General features: G+C 33.5%; 19 protein-coding genes. 9 read left to right on the top strand and 10 right to left on the bottom strand.

Annotated features, from left to right (window positions below):
• Nucleotides 1-16 precede the first annotated feature (16 nt).
• The 3 genes from FF52_RS01215 to FF52_RS01225 all read left to right on the top strand — a co-directional run bounded on the left by FF52_RS01215 (nt 17) and on the right by FF52_RS01225 (nt 1,895).
• Nucleotides 17-364, top strand: a complete 348-nt coding sequence (locus tag FF52_RS01215; protein WP_008462273.1) for a hypothetical protein — start codon at nt 17-19, stop codon at nt 362-364.
• Nucleotides 365-374: 10 nt separating this feature from the next.
• Nucleotides 375-1,349, top strand: coding sequence for a hypothetical protein (locus FF52_RS01220; protein ID WP_008462276.1), 975 nt, complete (start codon nt 375-377; stop codon nt 1,347-1,349).
• 312 nt (nt 1,350-1,661) lie between these two features.
• Nucleotides 1,662-1,895 (top strand): hypothetical protein, encoded by a 234-nt coding sequence (locus tag FF52_RS01225; protein ID WP_035690555.1) that lies wholly within the window; start codon nt 1,662-1,664, stop codon nt 1,893-1,895.
• Nucleotides 1,896-2,092: 197 nt separating this feature from the next.
• Here the strand turns inward: FF52_RS01225 and lgt are convergent, their stop codons facing one another.
• From lgt to FF52_RS01255, 6 genes are all read right to left on the bottom strand, one after another.
• A complete protein-coding gene (gene lgt, locus FF52_RS01230) occupies nt 2,093-3,025 on the bottom strand; it encodes a prolipoprotein diacylglyceryl transferase (RefSeq protein ID WP_008462281.1) in 933 nt (310 codons plus the stop codon).
• Nucleotides 3,026-3,089: 64 nt separating this feature from the next.
• Entirely contained in the window at nt 3,090-3,338 is a 249-nt protein-coding gene (gene yidD, locus FF52_RS01235; RefSeq protein WP_008462282.1) for a membrane protein insertion efficiency factor YidD, read from the bottom strand.
• A 90-nt stretch (nt 3,339-3,428) separates the two neighbouring features.
• Entirely contained in the window at nt 3,429-4,910 is a 1,482-nt protein-coding gene (gene cysS / locus FF52_RS01240) for a cysteine--tRNA ligase (protein WP_008462284.1), read from the bottom strand.
• Between the two features lie 70 nt (nt 4,911-4,980).
• Nucleotides 4,981-5,370, bottom strand: coding sequence for a four helix bundle protein (locus FF52_RS01245; protein WP_008462285.1), 390 nt, complete (start codon nt 5,368-5,370; stop codon nt 4,981-4,983).
• Nucleotides 5,371-5,407: 37 nt separating this feature from the next.
• Complete coding sequence (gene folE / locus FF52_RS01250) at nt 5,408-6,079, bottom strand: GTP cyclohydrolase I FolE (protein WP_008462286.1); 672 nt, start codon at nt 6,077-6,079, stop codon at nt 5,408-5,410.
• Between the two features lie 204 nt (nt 6,080-6,283).
• Nucleotides 6,284-7,480, bottom strand: coding sequence for a pyridoxal phosphate-dependent aminotransferase (locus FF52_RS01255; protein WP_008462287.1), 1,197 nt, complete (start codon nt 7,478-7,480; stop codon nt 6,284-6,286).
• A 123-nt stretch (nt 7,481-7,603) separates the two neighbouring features.
• On the opposite strand from FF52_RS01255, the gene FF52_RS01260 reads away from it, so the two are divergent.
• The 5 genes from FF52_RS01260 (at nt 7,604) to FF52_RS01280 (ending at nt 15,551) form a co-directional block, all read left to right on the top strand.
• Complete coding sequence (locus FF52_RS01260) at nt 7,604-8,929, top strand: PDZ domain-containing protein (RefSeq protein ID WP_008462288.1); 1,326 nt, start codon at nt 7,604-7,606, stop codon at nt 8,927-8,929.
• Between the two features lie 150 nt (nt 8,930-9,079).
• The gene (locus FF52_RS01265) at nt 9,080-11,713 is read left to right on the top strand and encodes a gliding motility-associated C-terminal domain-containing protein (RefSeq protein ID WP_008462289.1); all 2,634 of its coding nucleotides are present in this window, start codon (nt 9,080-9,082) and stop codon (nt 11,711-11,713) included.
• A gap of 32 nt (nt 11,714-11,745) precedes the next feature.
• A complete protein-coding gene (locus FF52_RS01270) occupies nt 11,746-12,672 on the top strand; it encodes a type IX secretion system membrane protein PorP/SprF (RefSeq protein ID WP_035690557.1) in 927 nt (308 codons plus the stop codon).
• Nucleotides 12,673-12,682: 10 nt separating this feature from the next.
• Nucleotides 12,683-14,812 (top strand): OmpA family protein, encoded by a 2,130-nt coding sequence (locus FF52_RS01275; protein WP_008462291.1) that lies wholly within the window; start codon nt 12,683-12,685, stop codon nt 14,810-14,812.
• Nucleotides 14,813-15,053: 241 nt separating this feature from the next.
• Nucleotides 15,054-15,551 carry a hypothetical protein gene (locus FF52_RS01280; RefSeq protein ID WP_008462292.1) on the top strand — a complete coding sequence of 166 codons (498 nt, stop codon included), beginning with the start codon at nt 15,054-15,056 and terminating at the stop codon, nt 15,549-15,551.
• 96 nt (nt 15,552-15,647) lie between these two features.
• Here FF52_RS01280 and FF52_RS01285 read toward each other — a convergent pair whose 3' ends face one another.
• Nucleotides 15,648-16,028, bottom strand: coding sequence for a DUF1573 domain-containing protein (locus tag FF52_RS01285; protein ID WP_008462293.1), 381 nt, complete (start codon nt 16,026-16,028; stop codon nt 15,648-15,650).
• A 264-nt stretch (nt 16,029-16,292) separates the two neighbouring features.
• Between FF52_RS01285 and FF52_RS01290 the strand changes: the two genes are divergently transcribed.
• Nucleotides 16,293-18,926, top strand: coding sequence for a valine--tRNA ligase (locus FF52_RS01290; protein WP_008462294.1), 2,634 nt, complete (start codon nt 16,293-16,295; stop codon nt 18,924-18,926).
• 199 nt (nt 18,927-19,125) lie between these two features.
• Here FF52_RS01290 and FF52_RS01295 read toward each other — a convergent pair whose 3' ends face one another.
• From FF52_RS01295 to FF52_RS01305, 3 genes are all read right to left on the bottom strand, one after another.
• Entirely contained in the window at nt 19,126-19,749 is a 624-nt protein-coding gene (locus FF52_RS01295) for a GyrI-like domain-containing protein (RefSeq protein ID WP_008462295.1), read from the bottom strand.
• A gap of 88 nt (nt 19,750-19,837) precedes the next feature.
• Nucleotides 19,838-20,464 carry a hypothetical protein gene (locus FF52_RS01300; protein WP_008462296.1) on the bottom strand — a complete coding sequence of 209 codons (627 nt, stop codon included), beginning with the start codon at nt 20,462-20,464 and terminating at the stop codon, nt 19,838-19,840.
• Between the two features lie 59 nt (nt 20,465-20,523).
• Nucleotides 20,524-21,840, bottom strand: a complete 1,317-nt coding sequence (locus tag FF52_RS01305) for an APC family permease (RefSeq protein WP_008462298.1) — start codon at nt 21,838-21,840, stop codon at nt 20,524-20,526.
• Nucleotides 21,841-21,847: the final 7 nt, after the last annotated feature.

Here is a 21,847-nt window from a genome sequence, read left to right on the forward strand (position 1 = left end):
AAAAAGAGCACCTTACGTGCTTGTAAATGGTGATTTTGATGGTGATGGCTTGTCTGATTTTTGCGTGGCTTTAGATAATACAAAGAACCGTAATTCTGCTGTTTTGGTGTTTCTGAACAATTCAGAAACTAAAGAACCTTATCTTGCATTTTCGTACGTTTTTGATGATTATGCAAAACTTGCTAAATTAAATAAAGGTCATTTGTTGAACATTTCAGGCACAACTAAGGGACTTGATTACGATGCAATTTGTGCATATAAAGATAAAAATAACATTGGCATTATTTTTTATGATGATACTAAAAATAAAATGATAACAGGTTCAGTAAAAACTACTGAAGAGCAAGAAGAAGAAGAATCTTAAAATGATAAAAATGACAGAAAGGAAAAATATTTATTGGATGATCATTCTTTTAATGTTCTTAGTTCCAAATGCTAACAGCCAATCAAAATTAACGTCTTTCAAATGTGATAAACATTTAATTTACAATAGTTATGGAAGTAAATCACTAAATTCAATTTTCTTAAATACGAAAAATGATAGTATAACATTTATTAGAACATATTCAGCTGATGAAAATTTGAACAATGTGAGCACTATAGATTTAAATTGTATTTACAATGGACAAATTGAAAAATTGAATGCAGAATTGTATGGTAAAAACCATATTCTAATTATTGGAAATCCAAATTTCAAGTCAATTCAAATAGCTGAAGATCTAAAAGAAGTTAAAGAAAAATACATTGTAAAAGGCTTGACTTCCAAACTTTATAAAGGTAAAATTAAAGACAATATTTATTATGCTGTTTTAACTGCAAATTTTAAAGATGGTATAGATTATAATAATGCTATGAATGTATTTGGATCGGGTATAAAGATACCAACATTGAGCAAAGGTGAAATTATATTGTTGGTCGGTATAATGAAAGAAGATAAGCTACAGGACACTTATTATGAATTTAATAAAAGTGAAATTATTGATGAAGAAATGATCTTCGACAAAACTAAATATATTGAAAGCTGTAAAAAAACAGACAATTTTGAACCAAATGATAAAGAGCAAGACTTTCCTGTTCCTTCATATTGTATTGTTTACGGTTCTTCACAGAATGTTACTCCAAAAGTTGATGAGGAAATAAGTCGTTTTCTTACCAGAATGTGTTTTTTATTTACTGAATTTGGGCAAGATCTCAAAAATGAAGAGTTTCAAAATATATTTCAAATAGAAATTGATAAAACTATTGCCAAATTAAAATACAATAAATCGTTAGATGAAAAAGAGATAATTCAATTTAAAAAAGAAGTAAATAAATATAAAGAGGAGAACTTACAAAAGAATCTTATGTAACTTTTACAGCTATGATGTATGCAAAACTAAATTAATTTTGCAAAATAATTTAATTCTAAACCTCGATTTAAAGTTAATCGAGGTTTTTAGTTTATATATTATTCTTAGAAATAAACAAATAATCCTATCCCTTCTTATACGAAAATACTCCCAATTTTTAATATATTTGCGCTTCCTAAATTACAGAATTATGATACTTAAAAAACTTCTTGCCCATGTGGTATGGTGGCGGCATTGGAAACAACCGTAACGCTTCTGTAAGCGTAGGACACCTTAGCTACATGGGTTTTATATTTCCTAAATTACAGAGTTATGAGTACCAAAATCCTTTCAAAAGAAGCCGAAATCAGGCTGATGAACTTCTTCAACAACAGAATTGACCCAATCGATATGGCAAAAGCCATAAGACAGGTAAATTTAACTCTAGCATTAGGCGTTATGAACGAAGAGCAAAATGTTTCTTCTAATGCCTCTAAACTTGGAGACAGCTTCTATTGGCTCAATGAATTAGCCGAAATTTTAAATCCTTATCTGGATTTGGAGTAAGGTTTATTCTTTTGAAAAAATTAAAACCCTCAATCTTTTTGGAGATTGAGGGTTTTGCTTTTGCCGATGTTTTTGCACTTGGTTTTATTGTTGGCTATAACACAAAGAATATTGAATTTGGTATTTCATATCAATTATAAAAAGAAAATGCCCAATACGCTAGATATTGGGCATTTTTTATTTTGATTGAAATAATTTTATGATTCCGCTAAAGGATTTCTCTGAGCTCTTATGATAAAGAAAAGTCCAATAATGATAAATGGTATGCTTAACCATTGTCCTGTCGAAAATAAACCTAATTCGCTTTCAAAACCTCCTTGGCTTTCTTTTACAAATTCTACAACGAAACGAACAGCAAATAATAACACTAAAAATAGTCCGAATAAAAGGCCAGATTTAAGTCTTGCATTTGTTCTCCAGTATAAAAAGAATAAAATAGCGAATACAAATACATAACAGAAAGCTTCATATAATTGAGTTGGATGTCTTGAAGGGACTTCTGCTAGCAAATTGGCAAATCTTGGATCTGAAGCTATCGTGTTATAAGCTTCCTTTGGATCTGCTATTCCAGTTTTTTGTACAGCTTCGGCTTTACTGAATTTATCATGAAGAAAACGGATTCCGAATGCAGAAGTAGTTTCGTGGCCAATAATTTCTGAATTAAAGAAATTCCCTAAACGTACAAAAATAGCACCGCTTGCAACAGGAATTACTACACGGTCTAATATCCATAATAAAGAACGTTTTAGAATTTTTTTGCTGTAGTAATACATCGCAACAATAATCGCAATTGCAGCTCCGTGACTTGCTAATCCTTGGAAACCTGTGAATTGAAACTCAGGTTCGAATTTAAATGGTAAGAAAATTTCAAGTAAATGATTTCTGAAGTATTCCCAATCGTAAAAGAAAACATGACCTAAACGTGCTCCAATTAAGGTTGCTAGAACAGTCCAAACAAATAGAGAATCTAGTTTTTCAATTGATTCGTTTTCTCTTTCGAAAATCTTTTTCATTAAGAACCATCCTAATCCAAAAGCAATTACAAACATTAAGCTGTAATAGCGAATCATAAAAAATCCTAAGTTGATTCCCTCAGAAGGATTCCAAACTAAATTTAAGGCGTGTGTCATGTATAAATGTTTTTATATAGCTGTAAAAATAAATATTTAATGTAAAGTACCGCTTTCTAAAAAGTTAATGTTTGTGGTTGCATTTCTTTTCTGGTACAGGATCGTAACCGCTTCTTCCCCAAGGATGACAGCTTAATATACGTTTGATGCCTAAAAATCCGCCATAAAACAATCCGTGAATTTGCAGTGCTTGAATCATATAAGTAGAACAAGTTGGTTCAAATCTGCATGCAGCCGGAGTAAACGGCGAAATAGCAGTCTGATAAAAACGGACTAACAATACAAACGGATATATCAGAATTTTTGAAAACATATTTTTCTTGTATCGTTTAGTTGGTGTTCAATACTCAGTTTTTAGTGTTCAGAATGAATGAAACACTAAAAACTAATATTGAATACTTTTTTATTGAATGCTAAAAGTAGTTCCTTCTTTTCCGTCTTTAAGCTGAATTCCCAAAGCAATTAATTGATCGCGAATTTGGTCAGAAAGCGCAAAGTTTTTATCTGCTCTCGCCTGATTTCTCATTTCGATAAGCATGTTTACTACACCTTCCAGTTTATCGCTATCGCCATCAGCAGCTTTGTCGTCATTAAGTCCTAAAACGTCAAAAACAAAAGCATTTACGGCTTTTTTGAAATCGGCTAAATCATCAGCAGAAATCGTTTCTTTACCATCTTTTAATAAGTTGATGTATCGAACGGCTTCAAACAATTGTGCAATTAAAATTGGCGTATTGAAATCATCGTTCATTGCATCATAGCAAAGCTGTTTCCAAGCGGCAAAATCTATAGAGCTAGAAGTTCCTGCCGTAATATTTGGTAAAGCATCTAGTGCTTCCATTAATCTTTTGTATCCTTTTTCGGCCGCAACAATAGCATCGTCAGAAAAATCTAAGATGCTTCTGTAATGTGCTTGAAGCATGAAAAAACGAGTTACAGAAGCAGAGAATGGTTTGCTTAAGATGTTGTTGTCTCCGCTAAGAATTTCGCCTGGAAGAATATTGTTTCCAGTCGATTTTGCCATTTTCTTTCCGTTTAAAGTAAGCATGTTCGCATGCATCCAGTAATTTACTGGCGCCTGACCCGTGCAAGCTTCATTTTGAGCGATTTCACACTCGTGGTGAGGGAATTTTAAATCCATTCCGCCTCCGTGAATGTCAAAATGATTCCCAAGATATTTGGTGCTCATGGCAGTACACTCTAAGTGCCATCCAGGGAAACCATCACTCCAAGGTGAAGGCCATCTCATGATATGTTCTGGCTCTGCTTTTTTCCAAAGCGCAAAATCTTGTGGATTTCTCTTGTCAGATTGCCCGTCAAGATCACGTGTGTTTGCCAGCATATCATCGATATTTCTACCGCTTAAAATACCGTAATTATTGGTTTCGTTATATTTTACTACATCAAAATATACCGATCCGTTTGCCACATAAGCGATACCTTTATCGATAATTTTTTTAATAATTTCAATTTGCTCAATAATATGCCCTGTTGCTGTAGGCTCGATGCTTGGAGGCAAAAAGTTGAAAGCTTTTAGAATGTTGTGGAAATCTACAGTATAACGCTGTACTACTTCCATTGGTTCCAATTGTTCCAAACGTGCTTTTTTAGCAATTTTATCTTCACCTTCATCCACATCGTCTACAATATGTCCAACATCGGTAATATTTCGAACATAACGAACTTTATAATCTAAATGCAGAAAATACCTGAAGATTACGTCAAAAGACATAAAAGTTCTCACGTTTCCTAAGTGAACATTACTATATACGGTAGGTCCACAAACATACATTCCAACGTTTCCTTCATGGATTGGTTTGAAATCTTCTTTTTCGCCAGAAAGCGAATTGTATATTTTTAAAGGCTGACTGCTATATAGTGGCATATTTTTTAATGTTTGTTGTTTATTGTTTTTGGTTTATTGTTTTTGGTTTATTGTTTTGGGATGAAATTGTTTATTTGAATTTTAGACCTTTGATTTCACATTTGTTTAAATAGTTCATCATTGCCCCAATTTTGTTTTTAACAAGTTCAACCTTTTCATTCAGTTTTAAATGTTGTTCCTGATTAATCAGTTTTTTATCAAAGGCTCTATAGGATTGAGATTTTACTTCGCCAGCAGAACCTTTTGCAATACTTAAAAAATTAATAAATTCTCGATTGCCATTTCTTTCAAAACCTTCTGCGATATTATCCATTATTGAACCAGAACTTCTATCAATTTGATCTTTTAACGAATAGTTTGTTTTCAAGTTTGTATTTTGAATTAAAAATTCAATTTGAAGACAGATTTCTCGAGCTAATCTCCAAATTTCTAAATCTTCAAACTTTTCTATTTTGGCCATAAAAACAACAAACTATAAACTAAAAACAATAAACATTTTAGAATTGAGTGTCTAGCTTAATATAATCTAAAAATTCTCTTTTTGTTTGTGGCTCTTTGAATTTTCCTCCGAATTCAGAAGTTACTGTGCTGCTTTCGATATCTTTAATTCCGCGAGAGTTTACGCAAAGGTGTTTTGCATCAATAACGCATGCTACATCTTCTGTTCCTAAAGCTTTTTGAAGCTCTTGAACAATCTGCATAGTTAGACGCTCTTGTACTTGAGGTCTTTTTGCATAATACTCTACGATACGGTTCATTTTTGATAAACCAATAACGCGTCCGCTTGAGATATAAGCAACGTGAGCGCGCCCGATAATTGGTAGTAAATGGTGTTCGCAGGTAGAATAAACCGTGATGTTTTTTTCTACAAGCATCTCGCCATATTTATAATTATTGTCAAAAGTAGAAGCTTTTGGCTGTTTTGCAGGGTTAAGGCCTCCAAAAATTTCTTTTACAAACATTTTTGCAACTCGATTTGGAGTTCCTTTAATGCTGTCATCCGTCAAATCCATTCCTAAAGTTTGCAGGATGTTTTCGACATCTTTTTTAATTTTTTCTATTTTTTCTTCATCAGTGATGTCAAAAGCATCCGCTCTTAGAGGGTTTTTTGCATTACTGCTGAAATGACTGTCACCTATTTCGTCTAAAAATTCTTCGTTATTTATCATTAAGAACTACTATTATAATGTGGTATATCTTTTTAAGGCGGTAAAGATAATTAATAAATGGGAAACCTTTTCTATGGTTTTTAGGATTTAATTACTCGTTTTTAGATATAATTTAAAATTTGAAGAGAAATACTGTTATTAGAAACAAAAAAGACAATAACGAAAAACGTTATTGCCTTTTCAAAGTGTATTATAATGAATTGATTATCTGTTATTATAAATTATTAAAGCTTCCTTTAAGATATTTACTGCGGTAATCAAATCTTTTTTGTTCAGCACATAAGCAATACGAACCTGATTTAATCCCATTCCAGGAGTCGAATAGAAACCTTTTGCAGGAGCAATCATTACCGTTTCGCCATTTAAGTGATAACTTTCCAAAAGCCATTGCGCAAAATCGTCTGAATCTTCTATCGGAAGTTCGGCAATGCAATAAAAAGCGCCTTTTGGTTTTGTTACCACAACACCTTCAATCTTGTTTAATTCGGCAATTAAGGTATTGCGACGTTCTTTGTATTCGCCAATTACTTCATCAAAATAACTCTGCGGAGTGTCTATAGCAGCTTCGCAAGCTATCTGCTCAATAGTTGGCGGACTTAAACGCGCTTGAGCAAACTTCATTACGGTTGCCAAGACGTCTTTGTTTTTTGTCACCAGACAGCCAATTCTTGCTCCGCACATACTGTAGCGTTTAGAAACAGAATCAACCATGATTACATTTTGCTGTACATCTTCTAGATTCATTACAGAAAAATGAACATCATCTCCATCATATAAAAATTCACGGTACACTTCATCAGCGATTAAGTATAAATCGTGTTTTTTAATTAAATGAGCCAATTGTTTAATTTCGGCTTCAGAGTATAAATATCCAGTCGGATTTCCAGGGTTGCAAATCAGAATGGCTTTTGTTCTTGGTGTTATTAGTTTTTCAACTTCGTCAATACTTGGCAAAGCAAAACCAGTTTCAATAGTAGAAACAAGAGGAACTACAGTTGCACTTGTAGAAGAAGCAAACGCATGATAATTAGCATAAAAAGGTTCCGGGATAATGATTTCATCTCCAGGATCTGTAATTGTGGCCAGTGCAAAAAGTAAGGCTTCAGAACCACCAGTAGTTACAATGATGTCTTCTGTGTTAACGTTTACATTTTGGCGCTGGTAAAAATGAGCTAATTTTTTTCTATAGCTTTCATATCCGGCAGACGGACTGTATTCTATAATACTCAAATCAATATTTTTTACCGCCTCGATGGCCACTTCCGGTGTCTTGATATCCGGTTGACCAATGTTTAAATGATACACCTTGTGTCCTTTTTTCTTTGCTAAATCAGCAAAAGGAGCCAGCTTGCGTATCGGAGATTCGGGCATGTTTCTTCCCTTGTGTGAAATTGTCGGCATGAGTATAAATTATTGAAGTGCAAATTTGCATTTTTTTTTCCAATTTAACGTAAACAATACGGGTACTTGCAAAAATGTAACAATAATAAATATATTTACTAATTTTATAATAAAATATTGTCAATGAAAAAATATATAGTATTGTTTTTTGGGTTATTCTTACCTTTTTTGCTTTTTGGACAAGGCGATTTTTTATTGGAAAACAATGCAACAAAGGCCACAATTCCTTTTAAATTGATAAATAATCTTGTTTTTATTCCGATAAAAGTAAATGGAGTTGAGCTTAACTTTCTTTTAGATTCTGGTGTCGAAGAAACGATTCTGTTTAGTATGGAAGAAAAGCAGGAAGTCAGTTTTAATAATGTGGAAAAAATTAAACTCCGCGGTTTAGGAAGCGAGGAAGAAATAGAAGGCCTGAAATCGACAAAGAATATTTTGGAAACGCATGGTCTGAAATCCAATGATCATATGGTCTTTATTATTTTAGACCAAAGCTTCAATTTGTCTTCTCATATCGGAATTCCTGTCAATGGAATTATCGGCCATAAATTCTTTCGAAATAACTATGTAGAAGTTAATTACCAGAAAAGGAAAATAATAGTTCATGCGAAGAATAATAAGTTTGAGGAAAGACTAAATAAAAAGTTTAGAATGGTTCCGATAACAGTAGAAAAATCAAAACCCTACATCATGACAACAGCAACGGTCAATAATGAAGAAATTCCGGCAAAGCTTCTAATTGATATTGGAAATAGTGATGCTTTCTGGGTTTTTGAAAATGATAAAATCAAACTCCCAAATAAAAATTTTCCAGATTTTTTAGGAAAAGGATTTAGCGGGGATATTGAAGGGCATCGTGCTAAAATTGATAAATTTTCGATTGACGAATTTGATTTTAAAAAACCGATCGTTTCTTTTCCTGATTCTGCCTCCATTCGGAACGTTAAGATGGTCCCAGGACGTATTGGATCTGTTGGTGGCGAAGTTTTAAAACGATTTACTTTGGTTTTGGATTATAAAGGGAAAAAACTCTACCTGAAAAAGAATAGCAAATTTGGAGAACCTTTTACCTACAATAAAAGTGGAATCACGGTTCAGCACAATGGACTTCAGTGGGTACAGGAAACAGTGCATTTAGAAACAGTGCGAGTTGCTTCCTCGATGGATGAATTGCAGGAAAAAGAGAAGAACAGCAATAATTTTAAATATAAATTTGCTCTAAAGCCTGTTTATGAAATTGTAAACGTGCGTAAGAATTCTGCAGCCGAAAAATGCGGACTTCTTAAAGGTGACATTATTATCAGTATTAATAAGACACAGCCGTATAAATATACTCTTCAACAGATTAATAATCTTTTAAAATCGGAAGATGATATTTGGATTAATATCGAGGTTGAACGAAATAGTGTGGTGCTTAAATTTAGATTTAGGCTAGAAGATGAATTGTAAAAAAGAACTAGGTCATAATTTTTGATTTATTATGAAAACAGCGTTTTAAGATGTTGTATTGTAGAAATGTTTGCTTAATGTGAAAATAAGTTTACTAAAAAGCATGTTTTTTGTTAAATATTTTCTTATGTTTAGTAAAAAATTTAATCTATGGCAAAAAACTACATTAGCTACCACTGTTTTGTATTGTTTTTTATTTTTTTTACCCTCATTTCTTCAAAACTAACTGCACAATGTGCTGGTGATGATAATACAAATGAATTAATTTGTGACGTCTCTAATCCAATTTATCAATCGGTAAATTTATTTTCTTTATTAGGAGGTTCTCCAGTTCCTGGCGGAACATGGACAGGAAGCAGCAAGCAAGGTTTAGATGCTGTAAATGGTATTTTGAACGCGCAACTTATTCTTGGCGGTGGAACGTATTATTATACTTATACTGCCCCAGCGACTTCAGGATGTACAGATAATAAAGCTGTAGTTACAATTACGATAGGTGCATATGTGGGAGTTGGCTCGGAAGCTACTGTTTGTAATAAAAATCGAACTTTTAATCTTTTTACGGCTTTTGACAGTAAAGTAATGGGACCACATGTAAACGGGACATTTAAGACTGACAAAGGAGAGCCCGTAGAATCTTCAATAATGATTGATCAATATAAAACCAAAACTACACTTAACTTTATCTATACCGTGCCAGCTGTGCTTGCATGTTCTCCCGGCGAAAAGTCTACCAATGTGCAAGTAACTATTTATATAGCTCCAGAAGCAGGAGAACCACAGCATTTGGAGTTGTGCGGCACAACCGATTTGGCAGCATATACCGATTTGAATTTAAATGATAGGCTTACTGGTGAAGACCCAGATGGAACTTGGACAGGTATCGGAATAACATCGCCCACTGATCATACTATTAACCTTCAAGAATTATTTGACGCAAATGGGCCAGGAGAATATTCTTATACGTATACTGTTTTAGCTGTTCCTAACAGCTTTATATGTCCTGATGATAATGCTACTGTAAAAATATTGCTCGAAAAAAGACTCGATTTTACAGAATCAAAAATCGCAGTTAGCAAAGATATCTGCGAATCGGAAATTGCCACAGCAACGTATTCGGCAAAAATTACGCAAGGGCCAGACTCTATACCTAATGGAGTATACGACGTTAGTTTTAGTGTTGTCGGACCGGGAGCGTCTGGATCTGAAACTATAAGAGGAAATTTTGCAAATGGAGAATTTAACTTTCCAATTCGATCTTCTTATTTTAAACAAGTGGGGCAATATACCATAACGGTTACGCGTATAGTGTCAACATCAAGTAAAGGAAAATGTGTAAATATCTTTAGTCCGTTTTCAACTATTTTGACTATTTATCCATTACCGCGTTTGACTAATGCTACATTATCGGCGCTTCCTATTTGTCAAAATGATGATGCTACAATTCAAGTCACAGCGCCTCAATTGCTCGATGGAAATTACCGTATTTATTATAACGTAAATGGAGATAATTTGGCTCTTGGCGAAACAGCAGAAATGCAATCTATTGGAGGAAAGGCTTCTTTTATAGTTCCAAGAAGTTTAAATACTAGAAGCGGATTATCGGTAATTAGTATTTATAGCATCACTGATATTACAAATCCTTCGCCTCAATGCAGCAATACGGCAAATGTAGCAGGGAATTTAAATATAAATCCGCTTCCAAATGCAGTAACTGTGGTGGCAAAAGTTAATGATTTCTGTTTGAATGCTCCTGTTGCTGTTGCAGTTTCTGGTTTAGGAAGCTTAACGAATGCCAGTATTTCTTACGCATTGTCTGAAAGCAATTCTTCATCCGTGCAAACTATTGCAAAAGCAGTCACAAATGGAAAATTAGATTTTATTATTCCTGCCGAATTGCTTTTAAATACAGGAACAACAAAAATTACATTATTGAATTTAACCAATACCGTTACAAATTGCGATGTAGATTTAATCAATGTTACAGATGATTTTGTAATAAATCCAATTCCGCCAGCACCAACTGTAACAGATCAGCAGTTTTGTAAAGTTGATGAAGCAGTAATAGCCAATTTAGAGCCCAAAGGGGCGCAATATAAATGGTATAATTCGGCAACAGCAACAACACCGTTAGCAGTTGATTATGTTTTAAAAACAGAAGATTATTTCGTTAGGGAAACTTCAGCAGCGGGCTGTACTTCAGAACCAGCCCAAATTTCGGTAATTATAAACGATACGCCAGCTCCTGAAATGACAGAAACGCCAGACTTCTGCGGATTGGCGAATCCGAAAATAAGTGATCTTTCCAGTAAAACAAATGTTCCCATAACTGTTGCTTGGTATGATGCGGTAGATGGAAATTTACTGCCGTCAAACACATTATTAGTCCATAATGCAACTTATTACGGATATGATTTAAATGAAGTAACAAGATGCTTGTCTGAAAGTTACAGAGAAGTAAAAGTCTCTTTGCAAGACTGCGAGGTGGCTCAATACGAGTTTTTTATTCCAGACGGATTTTCACCAAACGGAGATGGTGTAAACGATTCGTTTGTGATAAAAGATATTGAGTTTTTATACCCGAATTATACACTTGAAATTTATAATAGATACGGAAACGGAATGTATAAAGGAGATAATAGTAAACCAGCTTGGGACGGTAAAAATTATGAAAAAAGCGGTATTGCGGGAGGTATCGCACCCAACGGAGTTTATTTTTATGTACTGCATTTCAATAAAGACAATAAACCGCCAAAACAAGGCCGTCTTTATTTAAATCGATAAAATCTCTTTTTACATTTTAATACAGTTTTCAAATGAAAAAAATAATACTCCTTATAAATTTCTTCTTCTATTTATCGGTCTCTGCACAGCAAGATCCAGAATACACGCATTATATGTACAATATGAGCGTAGTCAATCCTGCTTATGCGACAGGCGTTCCTGCCATGATGAATTTTGGTGGATTGTACAGAACGCAATGGGTGGGCGCTTATGGCGCTCCAAAAACATTTACGTTTTTTGGACATACGGCGATTAATGACAAAATAGAAGCCGGAATTTCTTTTATATCAGATGATATTGGAGATGGCGCCAAAAAAGAAAATAATGTTTACGCCGATTTTGCGTATGTTTTAAAATTAGGCGGAAAAAATAAATTGTCTCTAGGTTTAAAAGCAGGTTTTTCATCCATGCAAACCAATTTTAACGGATTTCGTTTTACGGATCCTCAGACTGATTTAGCTTTTGCAGAAAATATAAATGCAACAAAACCAAATATTGGAGTCGGAGCCTACTATTTTAGAGACAATCTCTATGTTGGACTATCTGTGCCCAATTTGCTGAAATCAAAATACATTGAAGAAAAATCAGGAATTAATGCTTTTGGTTCTGAAGAAATACACAATTTTTTAACGGCAGGTTATGTTTTTCAGGTTAGCCATAAGGTGAAGTTGAAACCAGCATTTATGTCAAAATTTGTAAAAGGTGCGCCAATTACTTTAGACGTTACAGCTAATGTTTTGTATAATGAAAAATTTGAATTTGGTGCCGCCTACAGAATTGATGATTCGGTAAGTGCATTATTCAATATTAATGTTACGCCAACATTGAGAGTGGGTTACGCCTATGATTATACGCTCACAAATTTCGGTCAGTTTAATTCTGGAACACACGAAATTATGCTGTTGTTCGATTTGGATTTGTTAGGGAAAGGATTCGATAAATCACCAAGATTCTTCTAAAATGAAAAATATGAAAAAACTACTCGTTATTATATTCGTATTTTCAATACAGTTTATAAGTGCACAGGATCAGGAATTGATTAGAGCAAAACGTTTTTTTTATAAAACGTATTACAGCGAAGCCATTATTTTATACCAAAAATTAGCCGACGAAAGACCTTCTCAAGAAGTCATTAAAAACTTGGCCGATTCTTATTTCTATACCAATGATTTGGTTAAGGCACAACGTTATTATCGTCTTCTGATTGGCAATTACAGCAATAATTTAGACCGAGAATATTATTTTAGATACGCACAAACGTTAAAAGCAACAAATAGCAACGATGATGCAAATGCCAATTTAAAAGAATATTATGCTAAATCTAGTAATCCAGAAGATCTTGTCAAATTTGAAAAAGAACTTAAAACTTTAGAAAATGTTACTGCAATCGGTAAGCGTTTTGAAATTAAAAGCCTTGCTATAAATACGCCAAATTCTGAATTTGGAGCAGTTAAATACAAAGAAAATCTAGTTTTTGCGGGAGTGAAACTAAAGCCGGGTTTATTCGATAAAAAATACAAATGGGATAACGAAACCTATTTGAATTTAGTTTCAATTCCTTTAAAAAACATCAATTCAGCAGATTCTATCGCTCATTATTTTGCTAAAGAATTAAAAACTGGAATGCACGAATCGAATGCAGTTTTTACAAAAGATGGCAAAACGATGTATTTTACGAGAAACAATTCTAAAAATGGTAAGAAGAAAAAAGACGATAAAAAAATCTCAAATCTTCAGATTTTTAAAGCAGAATTAGTAGAAGGAAAATGGACCAATATTACATCGCTTCCATTCAACAGTCCGAATTATTCTGTTGAGCATCCCGCTTTGAGTGCCGATGAAAAAGTATTGTATTTTGCTTCAGATATGCCAGGTTCTTTGGGTTCATTTGATATTTATTCGGTAAACATAAATAAAGGAGCATTTGATACTCCAAAGAATTTAGGGCCGCAAGTCAATACCGGTAAGAGAGAGCAGTTTCCTTTTGCTTCGGGAGACAATAAATTATATTTTTCATCAGACGGACATTTAGGTTACGGATCATTAGATGTTTTTGTTTCTGAAATAAATGGAAATGACTATTCAAAACCAGTAAATGTTGGACTTCCGTTAAATTCCAATTTAGATGATTTTGCGTTTAATATCGATTCGAATACCAAAGAAGGATTTTTTGCTTCAAATAGAGAAGGAGGAAAGGGAAGCGACGACATTTATCAATTCAAAGAAATAAAAGATCTAATCGTTGAAGATTGCAAACAGTTTATTGCAGGAATAATTACAGATGTAGATACGCAATTGGCTCTAGAAAGTGCAACAGTATTATTGCAGGATTCAGAAAATAAAACCTTAAATACAATCACAACTTCTGCTGACGGAAAATTCAGCTTTACGGTTGCCTGTGAGAGTTCATATAAAATAAGCGCTTTCAAAGAAAACTATACCAATGCTTCTAAAATATTGACCTTAGATAAAACTAGAGATAAAGTTAACGATGCTTCTTTGGCCTTGAGATCTTTAGAAGCCATCAAAAAAGAAGAAAAACAAATTGCTGAAAATAAGAGAAAACAGGAAATTATTATTGAAGAAGAGAACAAGAAAAAAGAAGCTTTGGTTGCCCTTGAGTTAAAAGAAAAAGAGAAAAAAGCCAAAGAAGCCGCAATTGTTGCAGCTGAAGTTAAAAAACAGGAAAAAGTAAAAGAGATTTTAGCGAAAGAAAAAGATGTTATAAAAGACAAAGACCGTTTAATAATTAAAACAGATCCAATTTACTTTGACTATAATATGTGGTACATTCGTAAAGAATCAAAAGTGGTTCTAGAAAGAGTTGTCGAACTAATGAAGAAATATCCTGAAATGAAAATCGAAATTGGATCGCATACCGATTCTAGAGGAAATGCTAAATTTAATGAAGACTTATCGCAAAAGAGAGCTAATTCTACTAGAGAGTTTATTATTCAATCGGGAATAGATGCCCAAAGGATCACAGCAAAAGGTTATGGTGAATCGGTGCCAATTATAAAATGCAAAACTGATGACTCGTGCTCAGAAGAAGAACATGAATTAAACAGAAGATCTGAATTTGTAATTAAAAATTTATAAAAATCATCCTTTTGAGTTAAATTGAATTTAAACACATAGAAACATAGATTTTTATTGTTTTTGTTTAAGATTATAGGAAAAGCTAGCTTTAACACATAGCTATGTGTATTGAAATTAGTGAAACGCCTTTTTAAGTTTATTGAAACTATGTTTCTATGTGTTAAAATTAATTTTTACCAACAGATGAAAATTATTGAAGAAATAAATTCTTTTTCTTTAATTTTATAGTAATATCAAAAAAATGAAAAATATTATGAGAAATCTAACCTTATCTTGTTTGCTTTTATCCTTCATCGGATTGCAAAGCTGTAAAAATGAAGAAAAACAAAAAGCCGCTGAAGCTGCAAAAGCAGAAGGTGAAACAGTAGTAAGCACGGCATGCTACAAAGCAATTTATGAAAAGGATACGATAGATTTAAAATTAAATACTTTAAAAAACGGAAAATTATCTGGAGATATGGTTATGAGAGTGGCGCCTTCAACTGTTAGAACGGGTGAAGTTGCAGGAGAGTTTCATGGAGATACGCTGTTTGTAGATTATACTTTTAAAGACAACGTAAACGGAGACAAAACATTCAAAAATCCGATGGCACTTTTAAAACGCAATAATCAGCTTATTTTAGGAAACGGAACTATGCAGACAACAATGGGGGTTACTTATTTAGTAAAAGACAAACCAATTGACTTTGAAAGCGTAAAGTATAAATTTGATACCGCTGAATGCGCTGAGAAGAAATAAAAGAGGAAAGAGTTTAGAAGCAAGATGCTTCTTTGCAAAATAAAAAGCCGTTTCTAGATTTAGAAACGGCTTTTGTTATTTTAGATTATTTGATTCTTATTGAACTTCACCCTTAATTTTAAGAGCTACTCTTCCGTCAGGATAGTTTACTGCGTTTGTTTCAACAGTAATAGTTTTACGGATAGGTCCTGCGACCATATTATATTTTACATCGATTTTTCCTTTTTTGCCCGGCATAATGGCTGCCGCAGGTTTAGTCACAATAATTGAACTTACTGTAGATTCTGCACCTGTAATTAATAAAGGAGCATCTCCAGTGTTGGTAAATTCAAATGAACGAAGCCCATTGTCACTTTTAGAAATTTTTCCATAATCAATTGTATTATCAGGGGCTGCAAATTCAATTTTTGGGCCATTTTGCGCATAACTTATTGCACTAAACAATAAGACTGCAATAAAAGAGGCTGCATTTTTCATATGAAATCTTTTTTTAATTGTAAGTAAATATACATTCTTTTAATTAACACACAAATTATTATTTCTCTTTTTATAGTCTACTTAATTATTTACTTTTGCTGTCAGCTAATAAAATACAAAAACTGAACCAAAGTTTCGCTTATGTGCTTAACTGTTTAATCGTTTAACCGATTTACCTTAAATTGATTTCACGAAAAAACAAGCGATTAAACAATTTAACGATTAAACGAATCAACAAAAAAGTAAACGATTAAACATATATAAATGATAATTCCAGCACAATTTGACGCTAAGACGATTGAGAGTAAATGGTATGATTACTGGATGAAAAATAACTATTTTCATTCAGAACCAGATCACAGAACACCGTACACCATTGTAATCCCACCGCCAAACGTCACTGGAGTCCTTCACATGGGACATATGTTGAATAATACGATTCAAGATGTTTTAATTCGTAGAGCACGTCTTAAAGGTTTCAACGCTTGTTGGGTACCTGGAACAGACCACGCTTCTATTGCTACTGAAGCAAAAGTGGTAGCGAAATTAAAAGCTGAAGGAATCAATAAAAACGATTTGACCCGCGAAGAATTCCTAAAACATGCTTGGGAATGGACAGATAAATATGGCGGAACAATCTTGGAACAGCTTAAAAAATTAGGAGCTTCATGCGATTGGGAACGCACTAAATTCACGATGGATCCAGACATGTCTGCTTCTGTAATTAAATCGTTTGTAGATTTATACAACAAAGGATTAATCTACAGAGGATACCGTATGGTAAACTGGGATCCAGAAGCAAAAACTACTCTTTCTGACGAAGAAGTAATTTACGAAGAACAGCAAGGAAAATTATTTTTCTTAAAATATAAAATTGAAGGTTCAGAAGATTTCTTGACCATTGCCACAACGCGACCAGAAACTATTTTTGGAGATACTGCCATCTGCATTAATCCGAATGATGAGCGTTTTACACATTTAAAAGGTAAAAAAGCCATCGTTCCAATCTGCGGAAGAGTGATTCCAATTATCGAAGACGAATATGTTGATATTGAATTCGGAACAGGATGTTTGAAAGTAACGCCTGCACACGATATGAACGACAAAACGTTGGGTGAGAAACACAACTTAGAAATCGTTGATATTTTTAACGAAGACGCAACTTTAAACAGCTTTGGATTGCACTATCAAGGAAAAGATCGTTTTGTGGTTCGTAAGGAAATTGAAAAAGAACTTCAAGAAATCGGTGCTTTAGCAAAAACAGAAACACACTTAAATAAAGTGGGAACTTCTGAAAGAACAAAAGCCGTAATCGAACCAAGATTATCTGACCAATGGTTCTTGAAAATGGAAGAATTGGTAAAACCAGCAATTAAATCGGTTTTGGAAACGGGAGACATTAAATTGCATCCAAAACGTTTCGAAAACACTTATGCACACTGGTTAAACAATATTCGTGATTGGAATATTTCTCGCCAGTTATGGTGGGGACAACAAATTCCGGCTTACTATTACGGAGACGGAAAAGAAGATTTCGTAGTTGCAGAAAACATCGAAGATGCGTTAGCATTAGCAAAAGAAAAAACCAACAACCCGCAACTAACAACCGACAGCTTAAAACAAGATGTTGACGCATTAGACACTTGGTTTTCTTCGTGGTTATGGCCAATGTCTGTTTTCGGTGGTATTATGGATCCAGAAAGTCCAGATTTTAAATACTATTATCCAACAAATGACTTGGTAACGGGTCCGGATATTTTATTTTTCTGGGTGGCAAGAATGATCATTGCAGGTTACGAATATGCAGGTGAAAAACCATTTACTAATGTATATTTAACTGGTTTAGTTCGTGATAAACAGCGCCGTAAAATGTCTAAATCATTAGGGAATTCTCCAGATCCTTTAGACTTGATCGAGAAATTTGGTGCCGACGGTGTTCGTGTAGGATTGCTTTTAAGTGCTTCTGCAGGAAACGATATTATGTTTGACGAAGAATTATGCCTTCAAGGAAAAGCGTTCTCAAACAAAATTTGGAATGCCTTCAAATTGATTAAAGGTTGGGAAGTTTCTGAAACTATCGCACAGCCAGAATCATCAAAAGTAGCAATAGAATGGTACGAAGCGAAATTACAGCAGACTTTGGTTGATATTGAAGATAATTTTGAGAAATACAGAATTTCAGATTCATTGATGGCAATCTATAAATTGGTTTGGGATGATTTCTGTTCTTGGTTCTTAGAAATGATTAAACCGGCTTACCAACAGCCAATTGATAGCGTAACTTTCGCGAAAGCGATCGAAATGTTAGAAAACAACTTGAAGTTATTGCATCCGTTTATGCCTTTCTTGACAGAAGAGATTTGGCAGTTAATTACGGAAAGAACTCCAGAAGAAGCTTTAATTGTTTCGACTTGGCCAGAAGTAAAACCGTTTGATGCAAAATTAATTGCTGATTTCGAAAATTCTATTGAAGTAATTTCAGGAATTAGAACCATCAGAAAAGATAAAAATATTCCATTTAAAGATGCAATTGAATTAAAAGGAATCAATAGCGAAAATGTTTCTACTTATTTTGATTCAATCATCACGAAATTAGGAAACGTTTCTGCTTTCGAATATGTTTCTGAAAAAGTTGATGGCGCTTTGTCTTTCCGTGTAAAATCTAATGAATATTTCATTCCGATTACTGGAAATATTGACGTTGAAGCAGAAATTGCAAAACTGACAGAAGAATTGAATTATACAAAAGGATTCTTGAAATCGGTTGAAGCGAAACTTTCAAATGAGAAATTCGTTAACGGAGCTCCGGAGAAAGTACTTAATTTAGAAAAACAAAAACAAGCTGATGCTTTAGCAAAAATTGCTACAATCGAGCAGAGTTTGGCTGGTTTGAAATAAGAAATATTTCTTTTTATAAGCAGACCTAACAGGTTTTTAGAACCTGTTAGGTCTTTTTTTTTCGCCACGAATTCACGAATTATTTTAAAATCTATTCGTGAATAATTCGCAAATTATTGCTTTACTCAACGATTAGAAAAATAATTCGTGAATTGCTTCGCCTGTTCGCTTTCGCTCGAGTCGTGGCTAATAAAAAGAGCTATTTTACAGGTTCTCTCAGTATTGTTTTTAATTTCTCAGGAGCTGTTTTACGAAAGTCTGAAAGATAAATTTCATGATGCAATCCATTTTGTTGCAGATTGTTTTCAGTGCTAAATTTTAGAATTTTTTTTAGCGTTTGCGGTTCTGTATCAAAAGGACCAATATGAAGAACCTGAATTACTTTACCTTCTTCCATTTGAAAGAATTCGATTGTTTCGGCCAATGCATTTTGCGTTTTGTTGACCGCAATGGCAATAGCTTCTTCGGTTTGTTCTTTCGTAACGAAATTGGGCATTCTAATAATGATTCTGTAATTCCATTCAGCGCGAGGTATTTTCAGCGGAGCTTCATCCATTGAGATTGATGCGTATTTTTCGTTATCAAAACTCCACAATGCTTCTAGTTTTGGAACAACAAAATCATTATCCATCGCTTTATGCATAAATTTAATGACATACGCCGTGGTATATAATGCTTGAATTTTTTCTGAAAAATCTTTTCCAGAAGGATCACCTTGACCTGTAAGCGATATATAATTTGCTTTTTCTATAAAGACAATTTCGGGGTTGATTTTGGCATTATAGTACGTTTTGTCTGTTTTGGTTAAATCTAATTTGCTCATCTTTTTTGTGTTTTGTTATGCAAATTAAATGGCATGAAGTGACAACGTTATGTCAGTAGAAGTTCTGTTTTTTTACGAAATTATTTTTTTAATTCTCGTAAAAATTATCTTTTATATAGAAAACGGTATCTATAAATTGGAGAATACCATTTTCTGTCAATACATTTTCGTCGTGAAGATCTTCAAGAATAATTCCTAGGTCGGGATTATAATAATCATTGTTTTTGGTATTTAGAAAACCGTTTACAAGCATAAACTTCTTTACAACTTCTAAATCTGTTGGTTCAGTTGCTTTTACAAAAGGTTGTTCAACAACTGCATATATAATATCTTCGTTTTTGAAAAAGCCTAGTAAATTGTATGCAGTATCTGGAAAAAAGAAGTTATTTAACAATAAATTATTGAAGTAATCTATCCAGGAATTGTAATAAATAGAATCATTAAGTTTGATTACATGCTTTCCATCTTTTAGATAGACTTTTTGCTCTGCTCCTTCAGAAAGGTAATCTTCAAGATTAATATCTAGAATCCAAAGATTATTTAATTCTATAAATCTTTCTAAGGTCTCTTTTTCTTGTTTTTTGAAATGCTTGAATTCTTTAGCCATTGTACTTGAGCTTTGGCTTCTTCTAAGGTAACTGGCTGCTGCTTGGATAATTGTTCCATGCTTAACTTTGCTCTTTCCTGAAATGATAAGTTGTAATTCATGTTTCATATTGTTAAATGCAAAAATAGTGCATTTTATTAAAAAACAAAATAAAAGTAAGTTTTGTATTACTTTTGGTTTTTCTTCAAAAGCAAAAACAGAGGATAAGAAGCGATCGCAATACCTACAATTATAATAAAGCTTTTTGGATCGCTGTAAATAAATCCAGCAAGTAATGCAATAGAAAATATTAAGGCAATTATTGTGGTCCACGGATACCAGAAAGAGCGGTAAGGTCTTGGTAAATGCGGTTCAGAGGTTCTTAGTTTTAAAAGGGAATAATACGCCAATCCCCAAACGATTATGGAGATAAAAGCGGCGAATGAAAACAAAACTTCAAAAGAACCAATGCAGATTAAAAACAAGCTAAAAAATGACGAAACCAAAAGAGCTACTATTGGTGTTCCGCCTTCGTTTACTTGAGTTCCTTTTTCGATAAAAAATCCGTCACGGCTTAATCCGTACAATATTCTTGGAGGAATCATCATAAAGGCATTCAAAATACTGATTAAAGAGAAAATCGAAATTACCGTTACGATTTTAGCTCCGCTTTCGCCAAAAAGAATTTTAGCAACATCAGCAGCAGCAAGATTAGATTTTGCTAGTGTTTCGATTGGCAGTACATGAAAAAATGCGGCATTTACCAAAATATAAATGGCTACAACAAGTAAAACTCCGCTGTATAAAGATTTCGGAATATTTTTGTTTGGATTTTCATTTTCTTCAGCAAAAAAACAAACAGCATTCCAGCCATTGTAAGTCCCGATAATTAGTTGCAATGATTTGAAAAATCCAAAAATTAGTCCGATTTGAAAAACCGAATTATCAGTTTTTATTGGGGGAATTTCAGCTCCAGAGTACATAAAACAAGCCACAACCAAAGCCACAAAACAAATCACTTTTAACAAACTAGTAATCTGCTGAATCAAGCTTCCGTTTTTTACACCACTTAAATGCAGCAATACAAATGCTATTAATAAAGAAATGGACATTACTGTTGCATAATTGGTCAATTGTGGAAATAGAATGATAGTGTATTCGCTAATTACAATGCAATAAAAAGCAGGAGGAATGGCATTTACAATATAATCGTACCAGCCAGAAAGAAATCCAGCATACTCGCCCAAAGCTCTTTTTATATAATTGTAAGACCCACCAGCTTTTGGCAGCATTGTCGCCAGTTCTGAATACGAATTAGCTCCCAATAAAACATACAAGCCTCCAAATAGCCAAGAAGCAAGAATCAGCCAATAGTTATTTAGCATTTCTGCAATAGTTCCAGGCGTTCTTAAGATCCCAACACCGATTGTTCCTCCAATTAAAACGGCTATATTAAAACTAAGGCCTAAACTTTTTTGCAATTGGTTTTTCTTGGAATCTGACATTTTTGAT

The sequence above is a fragment of the Flavobacterium sp. F52 genome, assembly GCF_000278705.1.
Lineage (GTDB): Bacteria > Bacteroidota > Bacteroidia > Flavobacteriales > Flavobacteriaceae > Flavobacterium > Flavobacterium anhuiense.